Genomic DNA, 20,392 nt, shown 5'->3' with positions numbered 1-20,392 from the left:
GGAACACAATGTGTTCCCTAATCTGTATTAGTTGCTACCTTTTACTTGGTTCATTACTTCTTCAGCAAAGTTGTCTTCGCGTTTTTCGATACCTTCACCAACAGCGTAGCGAACGAATCCTTTTAATGTTCCGCCTTTAGACTCAACGAACTGACGAACTTTCATATCAGGGTTTTTAACGAATGCTTGGTCAAGTAAGCAAATCTCTTCGAAGAATTTGCCTAAACGGCCTTCAACCATTTTTGCAACGATTTTCTCAGGCTTGCCTTCGTTTAATGCTTGTTGTGTTAATACTTGACGCTCATGCTCAACTTCTTCAGCTGTTACAGCATCGCGGTCGATGTATTTAGGGTTAACTGCAGCGATGTGCATTGCAACATCTTTAGCAGCAGCTTCATCAGTAGAACCTTCAAGAACTGTTAATACACCAATGCGTCCACCCATGTGTAGGTAAGCGCCGAATGCATCTGCATCAGTTTTTGATACGATTTCGAAACGACGAAGTGTAAGTTTTTCACCAATTTTAGCGATTGCTTCGTTGATGTGCTCTTCAACTTTTTTACCGTTTTCCATTGTTTGAGCCATAGCTTCTTCAACGTTAGCTGGTTTGTTAGTTAATAAGTGAGCAGCTAATTCTTTAATTAGTGTTTGGAAACCTTCGTTTTTCGCAACGAAATCAGTTTCAGAGTTTAATTCTAAGATTAAAGCGTCGTTACCGTTTGTTTCGATGAAAGTTAAACCTTCAGCAGCAATGCGGTCAGCTTTTTTAGCAGCTTTCGCAATACCTTTTTCACGTAAGAAGTCAATTGCCTTCTCCATGTCGCCGTTAGTTTCTGTTAAAGCTTTTTTGCAGTCCATCATACCTGCGCCAGTTTTTTCACGTAATTCTTTTACCATTTGAGCAGTGATTGCCATACTTTTCATCCTCCTAAAATATGTATTTATACCTTTTATAAAGGTGTTTATACCTTAAAAAAGGTGATAAAAGGCCGAACCCCTTATCACCTTTCCAACTTTGTTACGCAGTAACAGTTTCTTCACCTTGTTTTGCTTCAAGGATCGCGTCTGCCATTTTAGATGTAAGAAGTTTTACAGCACGAATTGCATCATCGTTTGCTGGGATAACGTGATCGATTTCGTCTGGATCACAGTTTGTATCAACGATACCGATGATTGGAATGTGTAATTTGCGTGCTTCAGCAACTGCAATACGCTCTTTACGAGGGTCTACTACGAATAATGCACTTGGAAGACCTTTCATATCTTTAATACCGCCTAAGAATTTCTCAAGACGCTCTAACTCTTTTTTAAGTTGAACAACTTCTTTCTTAGGAAGTACTTCGAAAGTACCATCTTCTTGCATTCTTTCGATGTCTTTAAGACGCTTGATACGCTTTTGGATTGTTTGGAAGTTTGTTAAAGTTCCGCCTAACCAACGTTGGTTAACGAAGTACATACCAGCACGAGTTGCTTCTTCTTTAATAGCTTCTTGTGCTTGTTTTTTAGTACCTACGAATAAGATGTCTCCGCCTTCAGCAGCGATGTCGCGCATCGTTCTGTAAGCTTCCTCAACTTTTTTCACAGTTTTTTGTAAGTCGATGATGTAGATACCGTTACGCTCTGTGAAAATGTAACGCTTCATTTTTGGGTTCCAACGACGAGTTTGATGTCCGAAATGAACACCAGCTTCAAGCAATTGCTTCATAGAAATTACTGACATAATATAGTTCCTCCTAAATGGTTTTTGATATCCTCCGTTTACTTCATCTCTAAGCGAAACTACAAACGTAGCACCAACACTTAAATCAGTAAACGTGTGTACTTTGTACTGACACCACTGCTTACTATATCATACTGAAATATTACAATCAAGTCGAAAATGCGAACAATGTAAAACTTTCTTTGTTCATACTCGAATTCCAGTATTACCAACCTTCATTTCTTTTAAGCAAAAAAATAAATACAATTAATAGTTTTCTCAGAAAACACGCTTATGACACTTTTCACAAGCACCATCTATCCATTGCACATAAAAAACTCTCCTCAATCGAGGAGAGTTTTTTACAAATTAGTTTGTTTTTAATTTAGCAAGTTCCTGTAGAAACTTGTCGTTTAGCACTTTAATGTATGTTCCTTTCATACCTAAAGAACGAGACTCAATAACACCAGCACTTTCTAATTTACGTAGTGCATTTACGATTACAGAACGAGTAATTCCTACGCGATCAGCAATTTTACTTGCAACAAGTAAACCTTCTGTTCCATTTAATTCTTCGAAGATGTGCTCAATCGCTTCTAACTCACTGTAAGATAATGAGCTGATCGCCATTTGAACAACAGCTTTACTACGTGCTTCCTCTTCGATTTCTTCTGCTTTTTCACGTAAAATTTCCATACCTACAACAGTTGAGCTGTACTCAGCAAGGATTAAATCATCATCTAAGAACTCTTGACCAAGACGAGCTAATACTAATGTACCTAGACGCTCACCGCCACCAACGATTGGTACGATTGTAGTTAAACCTTGACCAAATAATTCTCTGTTTTCTACTGGGAATGCTGTGTAAGCACTGTTCACATCTAAGTTTGAAGATGTTTCTGTAATGTTGAATAAGCTTTGTGTATATTCTTCTGGGAATTGACGTTCTGCAAGCATTTGCTTCATGCGTTCGTTTTCGATTTGTTGGTGAATTGCATAACCTAGTAATTTACCACGACGGCTAACTACGAATACGTTTGCTTCGATTACTTCACACATTGTGTCAGACATTTCTCTAAAGTTTACAGGCTTCCCTGCTGCACTCTGTAATAACGCATTTAATTTTCTCGTTTTTGCTAATAATTCCATTTCAAAAGTTCCTCCTACATGTTACTCACATATTTTTTCATCACTTGGAAACTAGGGCGAGTCACCTGATGACACTATTACAAAATAAACTGGCTCACATCTTTATTTTTAGCAATTGTTGCTAATTTCTCCTCAACGTATTGAGGTGTTATCGTTATTTTCTCTAACGTAATTTCAGATGCTTCAAACGATAAATCTTCAAGGAGCTTCTCCATAATCGTATGAAGTCTTCTTGCTCCAATATTATCTGTATCCTGATTAACTTGATAAGCAATCTCAGCAATCTTACGAATAGCTTCGTCTGAAAATTCAATTTCTATACCTTCAGTCGCTAATAATGCCATATATTGTTTAATTAACGCATTGTCAGGCTCGATTAGTATTTTAACAAAATCGTCTGTCGATAATTTTGTTAATTCTACTCGAATCGGAAATCTCCCTTGCAATTCCGGAATTAAATCCGACGGTTTAGACATATGGAACGCTCCAGCTGCAACGAATAAAATATAATCCGTTTTTACTGATCCGTATTTTGTCGCAACATTCGACCCTTCTACAATCGGCAAAATGTCACGTTGCACACCTTCACGTGATACATCTACGCTATTCGACTGCTTACCAGCAATTTTGTCAATTTCATCGATAAAAATAATCCCGAGCTGTTCAGCACGATAAACAGCCTCTTGTGTAACTTCATCCATATCAATTAAGCGCTGTGCCTCTTCATTTGTCAAGAGTTTTCTTGCTTCTTTTACAGAAAGTTTACGTTTTTTCGTTTTTTTCGGCATAAAACTTCCTAGCGCATCTTGGAAATTCATTCCCATTTGCTCCATGCCAGTTCCTTGTAACATATCAAACATGGAAGACTGTTGTTCAGTCACTTCAATCGATACAATTTCGTCTTCAAGAAGCCCTGCAGCAAGCTTTCTCTCCACATCTTGACGCTTCTTTTCGATTTCAACATCTTCTTGTGTATCAGACGTTTGATTCGAATTTTGAGTACCTCCAAAAAGCATCTCTAATGGATTTTTGAATCCAGATTGTTTCTCTGGACTCGGTACTAAAATTTCAACAAGACGTTGATTCGCTTGCTCTTCGGCTTTATCTTGAACTTTCACTACCATTTCTTCTTTTACGATACGAACCGATGTTTCCACCAGGTCACGTACCATTGACTCTACATCTCTACCCACATATCCAACTTCTGTGAATTTTGTAGCCTCAACCTTAATAAAAGGTGCTCCAACGAGTTTCGCCATTCGTCGTGCTACCTCTGTTTTCCCAACACCTGTCGGTCCAATCATTAAGATATTTTTAGGTGCAATTTCGTCACGTAAATTTTCAGCTAATTTACTGCGACGATATCGATTTCTCAACGCTACAGCAACCGCTTTCTTTGCGTCTTTTTGACCGATGATGTATTGATCTAATTTTTCCACAATTTGGCGCGGAGTAAAATGTAAATGCATATAAAATGCCTCCCTTACGATTCTACAATTCTTCAACAATTATGTTGTGATTCGTATAAACACAAATATCGCCAGCAATCTCTAAACTCGCTTTCGCAATTTGCTTCGCTGTTAAGTGTTCACTTGCATATTGCTTTAAAGCACGACCTGCAGAAAGTGCATAATTCCCACCAGATCCAATTGCTAAAATACCATCATCCGGTTCAATCACTTCTCCTGTACCTGAAACAAGGAGCATAGTTGTTTTATCCATGACAATGAGCATTGCTTCTAGCTGACGTAACATTTTATCGCCACGCCATTGTTTGGCCATTTCAACAGCAGCACGCTGCAAGTTGCCATTATACTCTTCTAATTTCCCTTCAAACATTTCAAAAAGAGTAAATGCGTCAGCAACTGATCCTGCGAAACCAGCTAAAACTTTACCTTGGAAAAGTTTACGAACTTTACGAGCTGTATGTTTCATTACAACAGCATTTCCCATTGTCACTTGGCCATCTCCAGCCATTGCACATTCTCCATTATGATGAACTGCAAATATCGTTGTAGCGTGGAAATTTCCCATAGAAAAAACTCCTTTATTTGTTTTTATAGCTTTTAAAGCAATTTATGCCCGCGGGTGATGCTTCATGTAAACAGAACGCAATCTTTCTTTAGAGACATGTGTATAAATTTGTGTCGTCGACAAATTTTCATGGCCTAATAACTCCTGTACAGTACGTAAATCCGCCCCTTCATCTAGCATATGTGTAGCAAATGTATGCCTTAACATATGGGGACTTATCCGCATTGTCAGCGAAGCCTTTTTAATGAGTTCATTTAAAACATAACGAACTCCACGACTTGTTAGCGGTTTACCTTTCGCATTTAAAAATACCATATGAGAGTCTTCGTCAGTCTTATTAACTAACTGTTTTCTCCCATTCTCTATATAAGTAATTAAAGAATCTTGCGCATAGCTTCCGAACGGAATATACCTTTGTTTTTTTCCTTTTCCCATTACTAAAATTGTTCCCACCGCAAAGTCAATATCGGTAAGTTGTAAATTGACACATTCACTCACACGGATCCCAGTCGCATACATCAACTCTAACAAAGCTTGATTCCTTTGACCTAATGGTGTTTCCGTGTCAGAAACTTCAAATAATTCCTCTAACTCTTCAGCATATAAAAACTTTGGGATTGACAATTCTTTTTTGGGGAGTGACGCAAGTGCAAACGGATTATCCTTTCGATAACCTTCACGCATCAAAAAACGATATAAACTTCGTAAGCTTGATACTTTTCTTGCGACAGATTTACGGGCTAACTTCTCATCGTGCAACGTCGTTAAGTACAAACGAACATCCGCGTATGTAACGTCTAAAAAAGAGGATATGCCTTCTCGTTCCATAAATTGCACAAAATGTTCTAAATCATTTTGATAACTTGCAATTGTATATTTTGAATAATTTCTTTCAATTTGTAAATATCCAACGAATAATTGTAACAATTTCTTCACATTCACACAACTCACCTCAATAAAGGCTACTAAATCGTATCACAACTTAGTAGCCTTTGCAAGAAATTTAACTAAATATTTACAAAATTTCGAATCGTTTCTAAAGCGCGTGCTGCGTACGCCTCATTTCGTTCTGCTTTCTTTTTAATCTTCTTCTCTAACGGTGCAAATAGACCGAAGTTCGCATTCATCGGTTGGAAGTTTTTAGCGTTCGTTGCCGTAATGTAATTTGCCATGCTACCCATCGCAGTTACTGGCGGTAATACAACTGGCTCTTCACCTTGCACAAGACGCGCAGCATTAATTCCTGCTAATAATCCTGATGCTGCTGATTCAACATATCCCTCTACTCCAGTCATTTGACCAGCGAAGAATAAATCATCCCGTTGTTTATATTGATATGTTGGACGAAGCAAATTAGGTGAATTAATAAACGTATTACGATGCATTACACCATAACGTACAATCTCTGCATTTTCTAATCCTGGAATTAACTGTAGCACTTCTTTTTGCGGTCCCCACTTTAAATGTGTTTGGAAACCTACGATATTGTATAAAGTTCCCGCTGCATCATCTTGACGTAACTGAACAACAGCATATGGCGTTTTCCCTGTTTTTGGATCTTCCAATCCAACAGGTTTCATAGGTCCAAATACTAACGTCTGTCTCCCTCTACTTGCCATAACCTCTACTGGCATACAACCTTCAAAGAAAATTTCTTTTTCAAACTCTTTTAAAGGCACTGTCTCAGCAGCAATTAGAGCCTCATAAAAACGATCAAACTCTTCTTCTGTCATTGGGCAATTTAAATATGCAGCTTCACCTTTGTCATAACGCGATTTTAAATATACTTTATTCATGTCAATGCTGTCTTTTTCTACGATTGGGGCTGCAGCATCATAGAAGTAGAAATAATCTTCTCCTGTTAATTCTTTCAATTTTGCAGAAAGATCAGGAGATGTTAATGGACCTGTAGCAATAATTGTCGGTCCCTCTGGAATATCTGTAATTTCTTCATTCATTACAGTTACATTTGGATGGTTCTTTACGTATTCTGTTACTTTAGCTGCGAACTCATGACGGTCTACAGCTAAAGCGCCTCCAGCTGGTACAGAGCACTCATCCGCCGCACGAATAATTACAGAATCCATTAAGCGCATTTCCTCTTTAATAACGCCAACTGCATTTGTTAAAGTGTTTGCACGAAGTGAGTTACTACATACTAATTCAGCGAATTTATCTGTGTGATGAGCTGGCGTTTGCCTTACCGGTCTCATTTCATATAATCTAACTTGGACACCACGTTTTGCAATTTGATAAGCTGCTTCACTTCCTGCAAGACCTGCGCCAATGACGTTTACTACTTGTGTTGTCATTTATATCACCTTTCCTTTTCTTCCCGAAAAAAATGTGAGCAGTTACGCTCACATTTGTTGTTCTTCTTCATAATCGCACGAAATACATTGTACTTGCACGCCTTTTTTCAACTTTTTCTCTACAAGCATGCCTTCGCACTTCGGACACTTACGACCAATTGGCTTATCCCAAGATACAAAGTCGCATTCCGGATACGTACCGCACCCATAGAAAAGACGTTTCTTTTTATTACTACGGCGTTCAATAATTTGACCCTTATCACACTTTGGACAAGTAACACCGATTTCTTTCACAATCGGCTTTGTATTACGACAATCTGGGAAATTCGAGCAAGCCATAAATTTCCCGTATTTACCCATTTTAAAGACCATTGGGTGATTACATAATTCACAATCTTCCCCAGCTGGTTCATCTTTAATTTCCACTTCACGCATTTCTTTTTCCGCTTTTTCTAAACGCGGTTCAAAACCTACGTAGAAATCATCAACAATTTTTACCCAATTCGCATTTCCTTCTTCTACTTCATCAAGGCTTTGCTCCATATTGGCAGTAAATTCAATGTTAATAATTTCTGGGAAAAACTCTAAAATAAGTTCAATTACTATTTCACCAAGTTCAGTCGGAACGAAGCGTTTATTATCCAAGCCTACATACCCACGCTTTTGAATCGTTTCAAGTGTAGGTACATATGTCGACGGTCTTCCAATTCCAAGTTCTTCAAGTGTTCTTACTAGGCGAGCCTCTGTATAGCGCGGAGGAGGTTGTGTAAAATGTTGCTTTGGTTCTAAATCCTTTGAAAATACAGTTTCCCCTACTTCTAAAGGCGGCAACATCTTATCCTTTTCTTCAGCACCATCATCTTTTGACTCTACATACACTTTCATAAATCCCGGGAACTTTACAACCGATCCACTTGCACGGAACTGAACATTGTTATTAATGAGTCTCGCTGTCACAGTATCCATTATAGCAGACGCCATTTGACTTGCAACAAATCGCTCCCAAATCAATTTATATAATCGAAGTTGATCACGACCTAAGAAACTTTTTAGTTCCTCTGGCTTTCTCATTACCGAAGTAGGACGAATTGCCTCATGCGCATCTTGTGCATTTGACTTTTTCGTTTCTTTCTTCTTTTCTGTTCCTATGTATTCCGTACCATACGCTTCAGTGATGTAAGTACGAGCCTCTGTTTGAGCTGTTTCTGAGATACGTGTTGAATCAGTTCTCATATACGTAATAAGACCTACAGTTCCTTGTTTTCCAAGATCTATCCCTTCATACAATTGCTGTGCAAGCATCATTGTTTTCTTTGCTCGCATGTTTAACTTACGGGCTGCTTCTTGTTGCAAGGAAGATGTTGTAAACGGTAATGCAGGGTTACGTTTTCGCTCTTTGCGCGTTACATTTTCAACTGAAAACGCATTGTCTTTCATCTGTTCAATTATTTCATTCACTTGCGTTTCATTTGTTAATTGAACTTTTTCACCATCTACACCGTAAAAGCTTGCTTCAAATGTGTCTTTTCCTTTTACAAATTCTGTTTTAATTGTCCAGAATTCTTCAGGTTCAAAGTTTTGAATTTCCCTTTCACGCTCGATGATTAAACGAACTGCTACAGATTGTACACGTCCTGCACTTAATCCTTTTTTTACTTTCTTCCATAATAAAGGACTAATATTGTAACCAACAAGACGATCAAGTATACGTCTTGCTTGTTGTGCATCCACTAAATCCATATTAATTGCACGAGGATGTTTAAATGATTCTTTGATCGCATCTTTCGTAATCTCATTAAACACAACCCGACAATCTGATTCAACGTCCACATTTAACGTATTCGCTAAATGCCAAGCAATCGCTTCCCCTTCACGGTCTGGATCGGCCGCGAGATAGACTTTCTTTGCTTTTTTGGCCGCTGATTTTAAATCTTTTAAGACGGGACCTTTACCACGAATGGTAATATACTTCGGGGTGAAGTTGTTCTTTACTTCTATCCCCATTTGACTTTTTGGCAAATCGCGAACATGTCCCATAGACGCGACAACTTTGTATTTTTTCCCTAAATATTTCTCAATGGTCTTCGCCTTAGAAGGCGACTCCACGATTACGAGGTAATCTGACATGCTAGTGCCTCCTTAAGAGGTGGATTCAAGTCTTCATTAATCTTATTGATTTCTCTTGTTTTTGTCAATCAAGAATGAATATACCATACAGTGCCAATCTACCATTTGTCAATAATTGTTTAATAAAAACATAAAAATATAAGGTTAATTTAAAATCTCTTCCAAGATATCTTCTGCATTTCTTACTAGTTTTGCTCCTTGCTGAATAAGATGATTCGTTCCCGATGCCCCCTCTATAAATATAGGTCCAGGAAGCGCAAATACCTCTCTACTTTGCTCTAACGCAAGGTCCGCAGTAATAAGTGTTCCACTTCTCGATTTCGCTTCTACAACTAAAACACCTTTACTTATACCACTAATAATCCGGTTTCTTTTTGGAAAATACCATTTTTTCGGTGCATAGTGCGGCGGATACTCTGTCAATAACAATATATATTCCTTCCACATTTCATATAAAGGTCTATTTTCTTTCGGATACATAAAAGACAATCCATGCCCTAATATCGCAATAGTCGGGCAATGATGCCTTACTGTAATCTCATGAGACATTGTATCTATCCCTTTTGCAAACCCACTGACAATAAGCCACTCTCTTTCTAATAAAGGGTGTAAAATAAACTTCAAACTCTCATGACCATATAATGATGGTTCTCTAGTTCCAACAACTGCTAATTTATTTACTTTATTCAGGAAATCTTTCTCTCCTTTTCCATATAAAACGAAGGGAGGGTCTTGTATTTCACGTAATAATTGCGGATAATTTTCATCCCATATCGTTATATAAAAAATACGATTTTTCTCTAAATAAGATATATATTGCGGAAGATTTGAACTTTGAAGAAATTTTACTAGTTCTGAAGATTTTTTCGAGGATATTCCAGTGTAGTGTTCCATTTGTTTTTCGTTAAAATTATATATGTTCTCTAATTCTGGATCGACATATAGTAGCCTCTCCATCGCTTTCCAATAATCTGCTAGCAAGTAATGAAGATGTAATAATCTCTCTCTTTTCATCTTGATTCTCCTTACCCATAATTTTTATTATGTAAACAGAAAAAGTCTAAAAAGACACCCTCAAGTAAGAAGGTGTCTTTCAACAGATTAATAGTTTTTACAAGTCTCAAATAAACCTTTTTCTTTTAAAACAGAGATTAGCGTTTCTCCCATAACTGCTGGAGTTTCAGCTACTTTAATGCCACAAGCTTCCATTGTTTTAATCTTTTCAGCAGCAGTTCCTTTACCGCCAGAAATGATTGCACCAGCATGGCCCATACGTTTGCCAGCAGGCGCTGTTTGACCACCAATGAAGCCTACAACAGGTTTTGTCATATTAGCTTTTACCCATTCAGCTGCCTCTTCTTCTGCTGTACCGCCGATTTCACCAATCATAATTACAGCATGTGTTTCTTCATCTTCATTAAATGCTTTTAAAGCATCAATAAAGTCTGTACCGTTAACAGGGTCTCCGCCGATACCTACAGCAGTAGATTGGCCAATACCTTCTTGTGTTAACTGATGTACAGCTTCATACGTTAATGTACCAGAGCGAGATACGATACCAACATGACCTTTTTTATGAATATATCCTGGCATAATACCAATCTTACATTCATCCGGTGTGATTACACCTGGGCAGTTTGGTCCAAGTAAACGTGTATGTTTACCCGCCATATATCTCTTTACGTTTACCATATCTAATACAGGAATCCCTTCAGTAATACATACTACTAAATCAATTTCTGCATCAACAGCTTCCATAATTGCATCTGCCGCAAAAGCGGGTGGAACGTATACAACTGAAGCGTTTGCGCCTGTTGCTTTCACTGCATCTTCTACTGTATCAAATACTGGTACACCTTCAATATCAGTGCCGCCCTTACCTGGTGTTACACCACCGACAATTTTCGTACCGTATTCAATCATTTGTTTTGTATGGAATAAACCTTGAGAACCTGTAATACCTTGAACAATAACTTTTGTATCTTTATTAACTAATACGCTCATTTTTCTCCCCCGCTTTCTATTAGCCCACTAGTGAAACAATTTTTTGTGCACCGTCTGCCATAGATTCTGCTGCAACAATATTTAAGCCAGACTCATTTAAAATTTTCTTACCTAGTTCTACGTTTGTACCTTCAAGACGTACAACTAAAGGTAACTCAAGACCTACTTGTTTCGTTGCTTCAATAACACCTTCTGCAATAACATCACACTTCATAATGCCACCAAAAATGTTAACAAAGATACCTTTTACATTTTTGTCAGAAAGGATAATTTTGAATGCTTCTGTAACTTTTTCTGCAGTTGCACCGCCACCAACATCTAAGAAGTTAGCTGGGTCACCGTGGTAATGTTTAATGATATCCATTGTAGCCATCGCTAAACCTGCACCATTAACCATACAACCGATATTTCCATCTAAAGGAATGTAGTTTAAGTCGTATTTTGAAGCTTCAATTTCTTTTGAATCCTCTTCATCAAGATCACGAAGCTCTAAAATGTCTTTATGGCGATATAATGCATTAGAATCAAAGTTTAATTTTGCATCTAATGCCATAACTTTACCTTCACCTGTTGTAACAAGTGGGTTAATCTCAGCAATAGAGCAATCTTTTTCGATAAACGCACGGTATAAGCCCATCATAAACTTCACAGCTTGTCCTACAAGCTCTTTTGGAATATTGATGTTAAATGCGATTCGGCGCGCTTGGAAACCTTGTAAGCCTACTGCTGGATCAATATATTCTTTAAAGATTTTTTCAGGTGTTTTTTCTGCTACTTCTTCAATTTCTGTTCCGCCTTCTTCAGACGCCATTAAAACAACTTGAGAAGTTGCACGATCTAAAACTAGACCTACATAATATTCTTTTTTAATATCGCAACCTTCTTCGATAAGTAAGCGTTTTACTTCCTTACCTTCAGGACCTGTTTGATGTGTCACAAGTGTAGTTCCTAAAATGCTTTCTGCATATGTACGAACTTCATCTAAATTTTTTGCAACTTTTACTCCGCCAGCTTTGCCGCGTCCACCAGCGTGAATTTGTGCTTTCACTACACATACATCTGTTCCTAATTCTTTCGCCGCTTCTACAGCTTCTTCTACTGTAAATGCAACCTTCCCGTTCGGAACGCTAACCCCATAGCTTCTAAGGACTGCCTTACCTTGGTACTCATGGATATTCATGGTCCCATCCTCCCCTGTTTTCCTGTTTTACTCGAAAAGTTTTTTAATGTTTAAAAAACATTACATTGCCATTGTATAAGATGATTGGCACGCTGTCTACAATAAAGTGTCAGAAAACTGAAATCGCTTTATTCTTTTTCGGAAATAGTAATGTTTATATGCCAAAATAAAAAAATAAGCTGTATATTTACAGCTTATTTTTGAATCATATCTTTAATTGGCGCGAATGACTTTCGGTGTTCATCTAATACTCCATGCACTTGAATTGCCTCTAAATGTTGCTTTGTGCCATATCCCATATGTTGCTCAAATCCATATTGAGGATACTTCTCTCCCAGTTCTTTCATCATACGATCTCTCGTTACTTTTGCGATAATGGATGCGGCTGAAATCGAAACACATTTCGCATCACCTTTAATAATTGATGTTTGCGGAATTGGTGTAGGAAGTTTCATCGCATCAATTAATAAATGTTGGGGTGTACAAGATAAATTCGCAACTGCATCTAACATCGCTTGTTTCGTTGCTTGGTAAATATTAATGTCATCAATAACTTGCGGCGATACAATTCCTACTCCAATTGCAATTGCTTGTACTTTTATTTCATCATAAAAACGCTCACGTTTCGCTTCACTCAACTTTTTCGAGTCATTTAACCCTGGAATATAAAAATCCTCAGGAAGAACGACAGCTGCCGTCACAACAGGCCCAGCCAATGGCCCGCGCCCTACTTCATCAATACCCGCGATATATGTGACCCCTTTTTCACGCAAAGCATTTTCATACTTGGACATTTCAAAAAACTTCTCTTTTTCTTTCTGTTCTAACTCTTTTTGTTTATACCACTTCAAAACGAGCTTTTGAACACCTTTTCGATCATCTTTCATTAACAGTTGAAAGCGATCATCTTCTTCATTCATAATTTCTTTCAATACATTTTCTGCTTCTTTTATCGTCATAGTTTGCATTTATACAAGCTCCTTTTTAAACATATCCAAAAAGAAAAGACGCACAAACGCACGTCTTATACTTCTTCTATTTTTTCCACATCTTCTACTTGCTCTGCAAACTCTTCCGGTGTTTCAAACGTCATTTTTCCAAGTTTGCCACCACGAAGCTCACGAAGCACAAGCTCAGATGTCTTATCATAATCAATCATTCCGCCGCCCATTAAGCAGCCTCTATTTTTTCCAATTGCATCGAATAATTCCACAATATCTTCTGGAATCTCATTTAAATTATAGCGTTCTTTCAAGCGTTCTGGATAATGTTTCTCCATAAAACGTAATGCGTAAACAGCTACATCTTGTAAATTTAAAATTGAATCTTTAATTGCACCCGTTGTCGCTAAGCGAAGACCCACTAATTGATCTTCAAATTTAGGCCACAGAATACCTGGTGTATCTAACAATTCCATTTCCTTCCCAACTTTAATCCATTGTTGAGCTGTTGTCACACCTGGACGATCTCCTGTTTTAGCAATATTTTTCTTTGCCAATTTATTAATCAATGTAGATTTACCAACATTTGGTATACCTACAATTAATGCACGAATCGCTCTCGGTCTAATACCTTTTGCAACCATTTTATCAAATTTTTCTTTAACAAGCACTTTACAAGCTACTGCAATTTCCTTCATACCTTGTCCAGCTTGCGCGTTAATCGAAATTGCCATATGGCCTTTTTCTTTAAAATATGCGATCCATTGTTTTGTTAAACGATCATCCGCCATATCCGCTTTATTTAAAACAACAAGCCTTGGCTTATGTGTAATGATTTCATCAATCATTGGGTTTCGAGATGATAATGGTAATCGAGCATCTACAAGTTCAATTACAACATCAATTAATTTTAATTTCTCCGTTACTTGGCGTCTAGCCTTCGCCATATGCCCTGGAAACCATTGAATTACCATGTTGCCACCTTCTTTTTCATTTATTTCACAATACGTGCGTCTTCTAACGGCCAATATAACATATTAGCTTTACCAATTACTTGATCCATTGAAATCGTACCGATTGAACGGCTATCTTTACTAAAACGACGATTATCACCTAAAACAAATAATTGATCTTTTGGAACGGTTTTCTTGCCTGTCATTTCTTCAAGATTAAAATCATATGTAAGCGGTCCGTCAGCAATTTGCTTTTTCTGCTTGTCTAAATACGGCTCCTCATAAGCCTTTCCGTTAATATACAGTTTATCATTACGATACTCTATTTCATCGCCTGGCAGGCCTATAATGCGCTTAATGTAATCTTTATCTTCTGTTGCTCGAAATACGATAATATCAAAGCGTTTTGGATCTCCAATGTGATAACCAATTTTATTCACAATCATTCGATCACGATCATGTAAAGTAGGTGCCATCGATACCCCGTCTACGAGAATTGGCGCAAAGAAAAACTGTCTAATAACACCAGCTAATACAACAGCAATCAAAATTGCTTTAATCCATTCCCAAAGTGAACTCTTCTCTTTTTTCATGCATTTCCCCTCCACGGTTATGTAAACTGCTCGTATTATACCAAAATTTCATATAGATTGGAAAAAGGGAGCTTGTGCATTTACAAGCTCCCATACATGTCTTATCGAATTTCTTTAATACGTGCTTTTTTACCGCGAAGGTTACGTAAGTAGTATAACTTAGCACGACGTACTTTACCACGGCGAAGTACTTCGATTTTCGCGATTCTTGGCGTGTGAACTGGGAATGTACGCTCAACACCTACACCGTAAGAAATCTTACGAACTGTGAATGTTTCACTGATTCCGCCACCACGACGTTTAATTACAACACCTTCGAAAAGCTGAATTCTTTCACGAGTTCCCTCAACAACTTTTACGTGTACACGTAAAGTGTCACCAGGACGGAATGAAGGAAGGTCAGTTTTTAATTGGCCTTTTGTAATTTCTGCGATTAATTGTTGCATATTAAATTCTCTCCTTTAAACAGATGCTCTTATAAAGTCTTAATAAATTACAGCGGAACATCGTTAATACGGCTACTGATTTCAGTAGCACAAATGTTATAATAGCATATTACTAGGCCTGTTGCAATAGCAAATATATGAAGTTATTACTGCTCTCGCTTTATTTCCTCAAGCCATTTTTTCTCTTGTTTAGATAGCTCTCTCTCATCTAATAAATCAGGTCTACGCGTATACGTTCGGCGCAAAGATTCCTTATGTCGCCATTCATCAATGTTTTTATGATTCCCTGACATTAATACATCCGGTACCTTCATACCACGAAAATCAGCTGGACGTGTATAATGAGGATGCTCTAATAAACCTGTACTAAACGAATCCTCTACTTGTGAAGCATGATTTCCTAGCACACCTGGCAAGAGACGTACCACACTATCAGTAATAACCATAGAGGCTAATTCTCCGCCCGTTAATACATAGTCACCAATAGAAATCTCATCCGTTACGAGATGCTCACGAATTCGTTCGTCATATCCTTCATAATGCCCACATACGAAGATTAAATGTTCTTCCCCTGCAAGCTCTTCCGCTTTCTTCTGCGTAAATCTTTCGCCCTGCGGACACATTAAGACAACTCTCGGCTTACGCTCTGTCTCTTTCGTCAAATCCTCTACAGCATCAAAAATAGGCTGAGGAGTAAGCACCATACCAGCTCCTCCGCCGTAAGGATAATCGTCTACGCTATTATGCTTACTTGTTGTATAATCACGAAAGTTAACAACACGAAGGTTTACCGCTTCTTTTTCTTGCGCCTTCTTTAATATAGAAGATCCAAATACACCGGTAAACATGTCTGGGAACAACGTTAAAATATCAATTTTCATTATAGCAGCCCTTCCATTACATGAATGGTTACTAATTTATTTTCAATATTAACTTGAAGTACAACATCATCGATATAAGGAATTAAGAGATCTTGACCCTTCGGGCGTTTAATTACCCAAACATCATTTGCACCAGGAGATAGAATCTCTTTGATTGTCCCTAGCGCTTCTCCTTCTTCCGTTACAACACTGCAACCAATAATTTCATGATAGTAGTATTCACCTTCAGCAAGTTCGCCTAACTGCTCTTCTGGTACTTTTATTAAAGAACCTTTAAACTTCTCTACTTCATCTACATTGTTATATCCTTCAAATGTTAATAAATCGAATGTCTTATGTTGGCGATGAGAAGTTACCTTCACCGGAAGATAGTCTGTGCCTTTCTCATTCGATATGTATAGCGTGTTTCCTACTTTATATCGCTCTTCTGGAAAATCAGTACGAGAAATAACACGGATTTCTCCTCTTACGCCATGAGTATTTACAATTTTCCCTACGTTAAACCATTTTGTCATAAATAGTATGTCACCCCTGGTTTCTATATAAATTAAGCATCTCCATTTCGCAGATGGAACATGCAATCTCTATTTAAATGTTAAAAAAGGGAGAGGAATAACTCCTCGCCCTTTTTACGTTTATTGAATCTCCAGTGTTACTTTTTCATCATTATGATGTCCCACTGAATACAAGAGCATTCGAATCGCTTTCGCAACTCTCCCTTGCTTTCCAATGACTTTTCCAACATCCTCAGGATGTACAGTTAATCGATACTTTATCTCTCCGTTGCAAAGTTCCTGTGTAACTTTTACATCTTCAGGATAATCGACAAGAGGCTTGACAATCGTCTCGACTAACTTCTTCATAGTCATTGCCTCAATTACTTACCTTGTTTAGATAAGTGGAATTTCTCCATGATACCTTGGTTAGAGAATAAGTTACGAACTGTATCAGATGGTTTAGCACCATTTCCTAACCATTTTAATGCTGCTTCTTCGTTGATCTTAACTTCAGCTGGTTGAGCAACTGGATTGTAAGTTCCGATTTCCTCAATGAAACGTCCGTCACGAGGAGAACGAGAATCTGCAACAACTACACGATAGAAAGGAGTTTTTTTAGCTCCCATACGTTTTAAACGAATTTTAACTGCCATTTATAAAGCACCTCCGAATTTATTTCACACAGATAATTATATTAGCAAAAAGACTATTGCTTTGTAAAGTATTTTTTCTTAACAGAGCCATCTTTTTTCCTTACATGAATGGAAACTTCAATCCACCTAGTCCTTTTTTCTTACCTTTTTGCATTCCCGTCATCGTCTTCATCATTTTTTTCATGTCATCGAATTGCTTAATTAGACGATTGATTTCTTGTACAGTTGTACCGCTACCTTTGGCAATGCGCTTTTTGCGACTAGCATTGATTATTTCCGGTTGTTCTCGTTCTAATTTAGTCATAGAACGAATAATTGCCTCAATATGCCCAATTTGTTTTTCATCAACTTGCGCATTTTTCAGCCCTTTAATTTTATTTGCACCAGGAAGCATTCCTAACAATTCATCAAGCGGCCCAAGTTGGCGCACTTGTCCAAGTTGTTCTAGGAAATCGTCAAGCGTAAACGAAAGCGTACGCATTTTTTGCTCAAGTTCTTTTGCTTTCTCTTCATCAACTGTAGCTTGCGCTTTTTCAATTAACGTTAAGACATCGCCCATCCCTAAAATACGGGATGCCATACGCTCTGGATGGAACGCTTCAATTGCATCTAGTTTTTCACCCATACCAGCAAATTTAATCGGCGTGTTTGTTACAGCCTTAATAGATAATGCAGCACCACCGCGCGTATCACCATCTAATTTCGTTAATACAACACCTGTTAAACCTAACTGTTCATGGAAACTTTGTGCAACATTTACCGCGTCTTGCCCCGTCATCGCATCGACAACAAGGAAAATTTCATCCGGTTTCGCAACTTCTTTCACTTTCGCTAATTCATCCATTAATTCTTCATCAATATGCAGGCGACCCGCTGTATCGATTAAAACATAATCGTGATGATCTTCTTTTGCTTTTGCAATCGCTTGTTTCGCAATTTCAACAGGACTTACTTGATCTCCTAAAGAAAATACAGGCATGTCCAATTGCTTCCCTAATGTTTCAAGCTGTTTAATCGCTGCTGGACGGTAAATATCCGCTGCAACAAGCATCGGTTTACGATTATGCTTTTTACGAAGCAAATTCGCAAGCTTACCTGTCGTCGTTGTTTTACCCGCACCTTGCAGACCAACCATCATAATAACAGTCGGTGGCTTATTAGCAACAGCAATTTTGCTTTGCTCTCCGCCCATAAGTTCTGTAAGTTCTTCCTGTACAACTTTAATTACTTGTTGTCCAGGTGTCAAACTTTTCATTACATCTTGTCCGACAGCACGTTCAGACACACGCTTCACAAAATCTTTTACTACTTTAAAGTTAACATCCGCTTCTAAAAGAGCTAGACGAACTTCTCTCATCATTTCTTTCACATCGGCTTCAGAAACTTTTCCTTTGCCGCGGATTTTTTGCATTGTCTGTTGAAGTCGGTCGGCTAATCCTTCAAATGCCATATTGCCGCCCTCCTAATCTAATTTTTCGATAGCTTCAACAACTTGTTTCATTTCTTCATTCACATGCTCTTCTTCGCTGATTAGCTGTTTTAGCTTTGCAACAAGTCGCTGTCGCTCTTGAAACTTTTGAAGTAATACTAATTTTTCTTCATATTCTTCAAGCATCGCTTCAGTCCGTTTAATGTTATCATACACGGCTTGGCGACTTACATCAAATTCTTCCGCAATTTCACCAAGAGATAAATCATCTAGATAATAAAGCGACATATAACTTCTTTGTTTTTGCGTTAACAACGATTGATAAAAATCAAATAAATAGTTCATTCTCGTTGTTTTTTCGAGCATGTTGGATCATCCTTTGTTAAGTGATTTCCCTTTACATGAATTAGTTTACATGTAGTCCAAAAGAGTGTCAAGTTTTTTTCTTAACATCATATATTTTTTATAGAAAAAGAAGCGGAAATACCGCTTCTTTCGCTTATACTTCTTCTGTTTCTACTAAGTCCGCAAATAAACCATACACATATTGTTCTGGATCAAACTGCTGCAAGTCATCCATTTGCTCTCCTAATCCAACAAACTTCACCGGTACATCCATTTCGTTACGAATCGCTAATACAATACCACCTTTAGCAGTTCCATCTAACTTCGTTAAAACAATACCAGTTACATTCGTTGCTTCACGGAATGTTTTCGCTTGGCTTAAACCGTTTTGTCCTGTTGTTGCATCAATAACAAGCAATACTTCATGAGGAGCACCTGGTACTTCACGCTCAATTACACGCTTCACCTTCTCTAACTCTTTCATTAAGTTCACTTTATTTTGCAAGCGTCCTGCTGTGTCACATAGTAATACATCTACCTTACGTGCTTTCGCTGCTTGTACAGCGTCATACATAACCGCCGCTGGATCAGATCCAGATCCTTGTTTAATCACTTCTACACCAACGCGATCGCCCCATACTTCTAATTGTTCAATCGCTCCAGCACGGAATGTGTCTCCTGCCGCCAATAGGACTGACTTACCTTCTGATTTAAACTTATGCGCCAGTTTACCAATTGTCGTCGTTTTTCCTACACCATTAACACCAACAAATAAAACGACCGTTAATTGGTCCTCTTGCATATTAATTTCGTTACTAAAATCGCTGTCACCTTTGTAAATTCCTACTAGTTTTTCTGAAATAACAGCTTGTACTTCTTTTGGATCTTGAATGTTACGACGTTGTACTTCTTCTTTCAATTGGTCAATTAATTCCATTACCGTCGCAACGCCAACGTCTGCACCGATTAAAATTTCTTCTAACTCTTCGAAGAAATCTTCGTCCACTTTACGGTAACGATACACTAAATCATTCACTTTATCCGCAAATGAATTTCTCGTTTTTTCTAATCCTTGTTTAAATTTCTCTGTAACTGTATCCGTTTGTTTTGAAATTTTTTCTTTTAGTTTTTTAAAAAAACTCATACTTT

22 protein-coding genes are annotated in these 20,392 nt (G+C 37.8%); all 22 read right to left on the bottom strand.

The annotated features are described in order from the left end of the window. Positions 1–27: 27 nt before the first annotated feature. Positions 28–915, bottom strand: coding sequence for a translation elongation factor Ts (tsf, locus tag ACS2CR_RS04005; protein WP_001018578.1), 888 nt, complete (start codon positions 913–915; stop codon positions 28–30). A gap of 103 nt (positions 916–1,018) precedes the next feature. Beyond that, positions 1,019–1,720, bottom strand: coding sequence for a 30S ribosomal protein S2 (gene rpsB / locus ACS2CR_RS04000; protein WP_000111485.1), 702 nt, complete (start codon positions 1,718–1,720; stop codon positions 1,019–1,021). A gap of 348 nt (positions 1,721–2,068) precedes the next feature. Next, positions 2,069–2,848, bottom strand: coding sequence for a GTP-sensing pleiotropic transcriptional regulator CodY (gene codY, locus ACS2CR_RS03995; protein ID WP_000421290.1), 780 nt, complete (start codon positions 2,846–2,848; stop codon positions 2,069–2,071). A gap of 77 nt (positions 2,849–2,925) precedes the next feature. After that, positions 2,926–4,317: an ATP-dependent protease ATPase subunit HslU gene (gene hslU / locus ACS2CR_RS03990; RefSeq protein WP_000550087.1), complete on the bottom strand. Its 1,392-nt coding sequence runs from the start codon at positions 4,315–4,317 to the stop codon at positions 2,926–2,928. Positions 4,318–4,339: 22 nt separating this feature from the next. Next, the gene (gene hslV, locus ACS2CR_RS03985) at positions 4,340–4,882 is read right to left on the bottom strand and encodes an ATP-dependent protease proteolytic subunit HslV (RefSeq protein WP_000526272.1); all 543 of its coding nucleotides are present in this window, start codon (positions 4,880–4,882) and stop codon (positions 4,340–4,342) included. Between the two features lie 42 nt (positions 4,883–4,924). Continuing rightward, positions 4,925–5,824: a tyrosine recombinase XerC gene (gene xerC, locus ACS2CR_RS03980; protein ID WP_001101241.1), complete on the bottom strand. Its 900-nt coding sequence runs from the start codon at positions 5,822–5,824 to the stop codon at positions 4,925–4,927. 65 nt (positions 5,825–5,889) lie between these two features. Then, on the bottom strand, positions 5,890–7,194 hold the full coding sequence (trmFO, locus tag ACS2CR_RS03975; RefSeq protein WP_000213002.1) for an FADH(2)-oxidizing methylenetetrahydrofolate--tRNA-(uracil(54)-C(5))-methyltransferase TrmFO: 1,305 nt from the start codon (positions 7,192–7,194) through the stop codon (positions 5,890–5,892). A 48-nt stretch (positions 7,195–7,242) separates the two neighbouring features. Continuing rightward, a complete protein-coding gene (gene topA, locus ACS2CR_RS03970; protein WP_001286963.1) occupies positions 7,243–9,321 on the bottom strand; it encodes a type I DNA topoisomerase in 2,079 nt (692 codons plus the stop codon). Positions 9,322–9,465: 144 nt separating this feature from the next. Further along, a complete protein-coding gene (dprA, locus tag ACS2CR_RS03965; RefSeq protein WP_000818039.1) occupies positions 9,466–10,335 on the bottom strand; it encodes a DNA-processing protein DprA in 870 nt (289 codons plus the stop codon). 87 nt (positions 10,336–10,422) lie between these two features. Then, complete coding sequence (sucD, locus tag ACS2CR_RS03960; protein ID WP_000115178.1) at positions 10,423–11,325, bottom strand: succinate--CoA ligase subunit alpha; 903 nt, start codon at positions 11,323–11,325, stop codon at positions 10,423–10,425. Between the two features lie 19 nt (positions 11,326–11,344). Next, on the bottom strand, positions 11,345–12,505 hold the full coding sequence (sucC, locus tag ACS2CR_RS03955; protein ID WP_001020791.1) for an ADP-forming succinate--CoA ligase subunit beta: 1,161 nt from the start codon (positions 12,503–12,505) through the stop codon (positions 11,345–11,347). Positions 12,506–12,699: 194 nt separating this feature from the next. Further along, positions 12,700–13,473: a ribonuclease HII gene (locus ACS2CR_RS03950; protein ID WP_053512441.1), complete on the bottom strand. Its 774-nt coding sequence runs from the start codon at positions 13,471–13,473 to the stop codon at positions 12,700–12,702. 56 nt (positions 13,474–13,529) lie between these two features. Continuing rightward, positions 13,530–14,420, bottom strand: a complete 891-nt coding sequence (gene ylqF / locus ACS2CR_RS03945) for a ribosome biogenesis GTPase YlqF (RefSeq protein ID WP_053512440.1) — start codon at positions 14,418–14,420, stop codon at positions 13,530–13,532. A gap of 20 nt (positions 14,421–14,440) precedes the next feature. Next, positions 14,441–14,992 carry a signal peptidase I gene (gene lepB / locus ACS2CR_RS03940; protein ID WP_000711851.1) on the bottom strand — a complete coding sequence of 184 codons (552 nt, stop codon included), beginning with the start codon at positions 14,990–14,992 and terminating at the stop codon, positions 14,441–14,443. Positions 14,993–15,093: 101 nt separating this feature from the next. Further along, a complete protein-coding gene (rplS, locus tag ACS2CR_RS03935) occupies positions 15,094–15,438 on the bottom strand; it encodes a 50S ribosomal protein L19 (protein WP_001186516.1) in 345 nt (114 codons plus the stop codon). 146 nt (positions 15,439–15,584) lie between these two features. Then, positions 15,585–16,319, bottom strand: coding sequence for a tRNA (guanosine(37)-N1)-methyltransferase TrmD (gene trmD / locus ACS2CR_RS03930; RefSeq protein WP_000686903.1), 735 nt, complete (start codon positions 16,317–16,319; stop codon positions 15,585–15,587). Then, positions 16,319–16,834: a ribosome maturation factor RimM gene (rimM, locus tag ACS2CR_RS03925; RefSeq protein ID WP_000170278.1), complete on the bottom strand. Its 516-nt coding sequence runs from the start codon at positions 16,832–16,834 to the stop codon at positions 16,319–16,321. Before rimM ends, trmD begins: the two co-directional genes overlap by 1 nt. A 120-nt stretch (positions 16,835–16,954) precedes the next feature. Next, positions 16,955–17,182, bottom strand: coding sequence for a KH domain-containing protein (locus ACS2CR_RS03920; RefSeq protein WP_000737401.1), 228 nt, complete (start codon positions 17,180–17,182; stop codon positions 16,955–16,957). Between the two features lie 14 nt (positions 17,183–17,196). Next, the gene (gene rpsP / locus ACS2CR_RS03915) at positions 17,197–17,469 is read right to left on the bottom strand and encodes a 30S ribosomal protein S16 (protein ID WP_000268750.1); all 273 of its coding nucleotides are present in this window, start codon (positions 17,467–17,469) and stop codon (positions 17,197–17,199) included. A gap of 100 nt (positions 17,470–17,569) precedes the next feature. Continuing rightward, on the bottom strand, positions 17,570–18,919 hold the full coding sequence (ffh, locus tag ACS2CR_RS03910) for a signal recognition particle protein (RefSeq protein WP_000863460.1): 1,350 nt from the start codon (positions 18,917–18,919) through the stop codon (positions 17,570–17,572). Positions 18,920–18,931: 12 nt separating this feature from the next. After that, complete coding sequence (locus ACS2CR_RS03905) at positions 18,932–19,264, bottom strand: putative DNA-binding protein (RefSeq protein ID WP_000891062.1); 333 nt, start codon at positions 19,262–19,264, stop codon at positions 18,932–18,934. A gap of 133 nt (positions 19,265–19,397) precedes the next feature. Beyond that, a complete protein-coding gene (ftsY, locus tag ACS2CR_RS03900; protein ID WP_053512439.1) occupies positions 19,398–20,387 on the bottom strand; it encodes a signal recognition particle-docking protein FtsY in 990 nt (329 codons plus the stop codon). Positions 20,388–20,392 lie beyond the last annotated feature (5 nt).

It is taken from the genome of Bacillus cereus group sp. BceL291 (genome assembly GCF_051776705.1).
Taxonomy (GTDB): domain Bacteria; phylum Bacillota; class Bacilli; order Bacillales; family Bacillaceae_G; genus Bacillus_A; species Bacillus_A cereus.
This window is presented reverse-complemented; position numbering and strand designations above follow the sequence as displayed.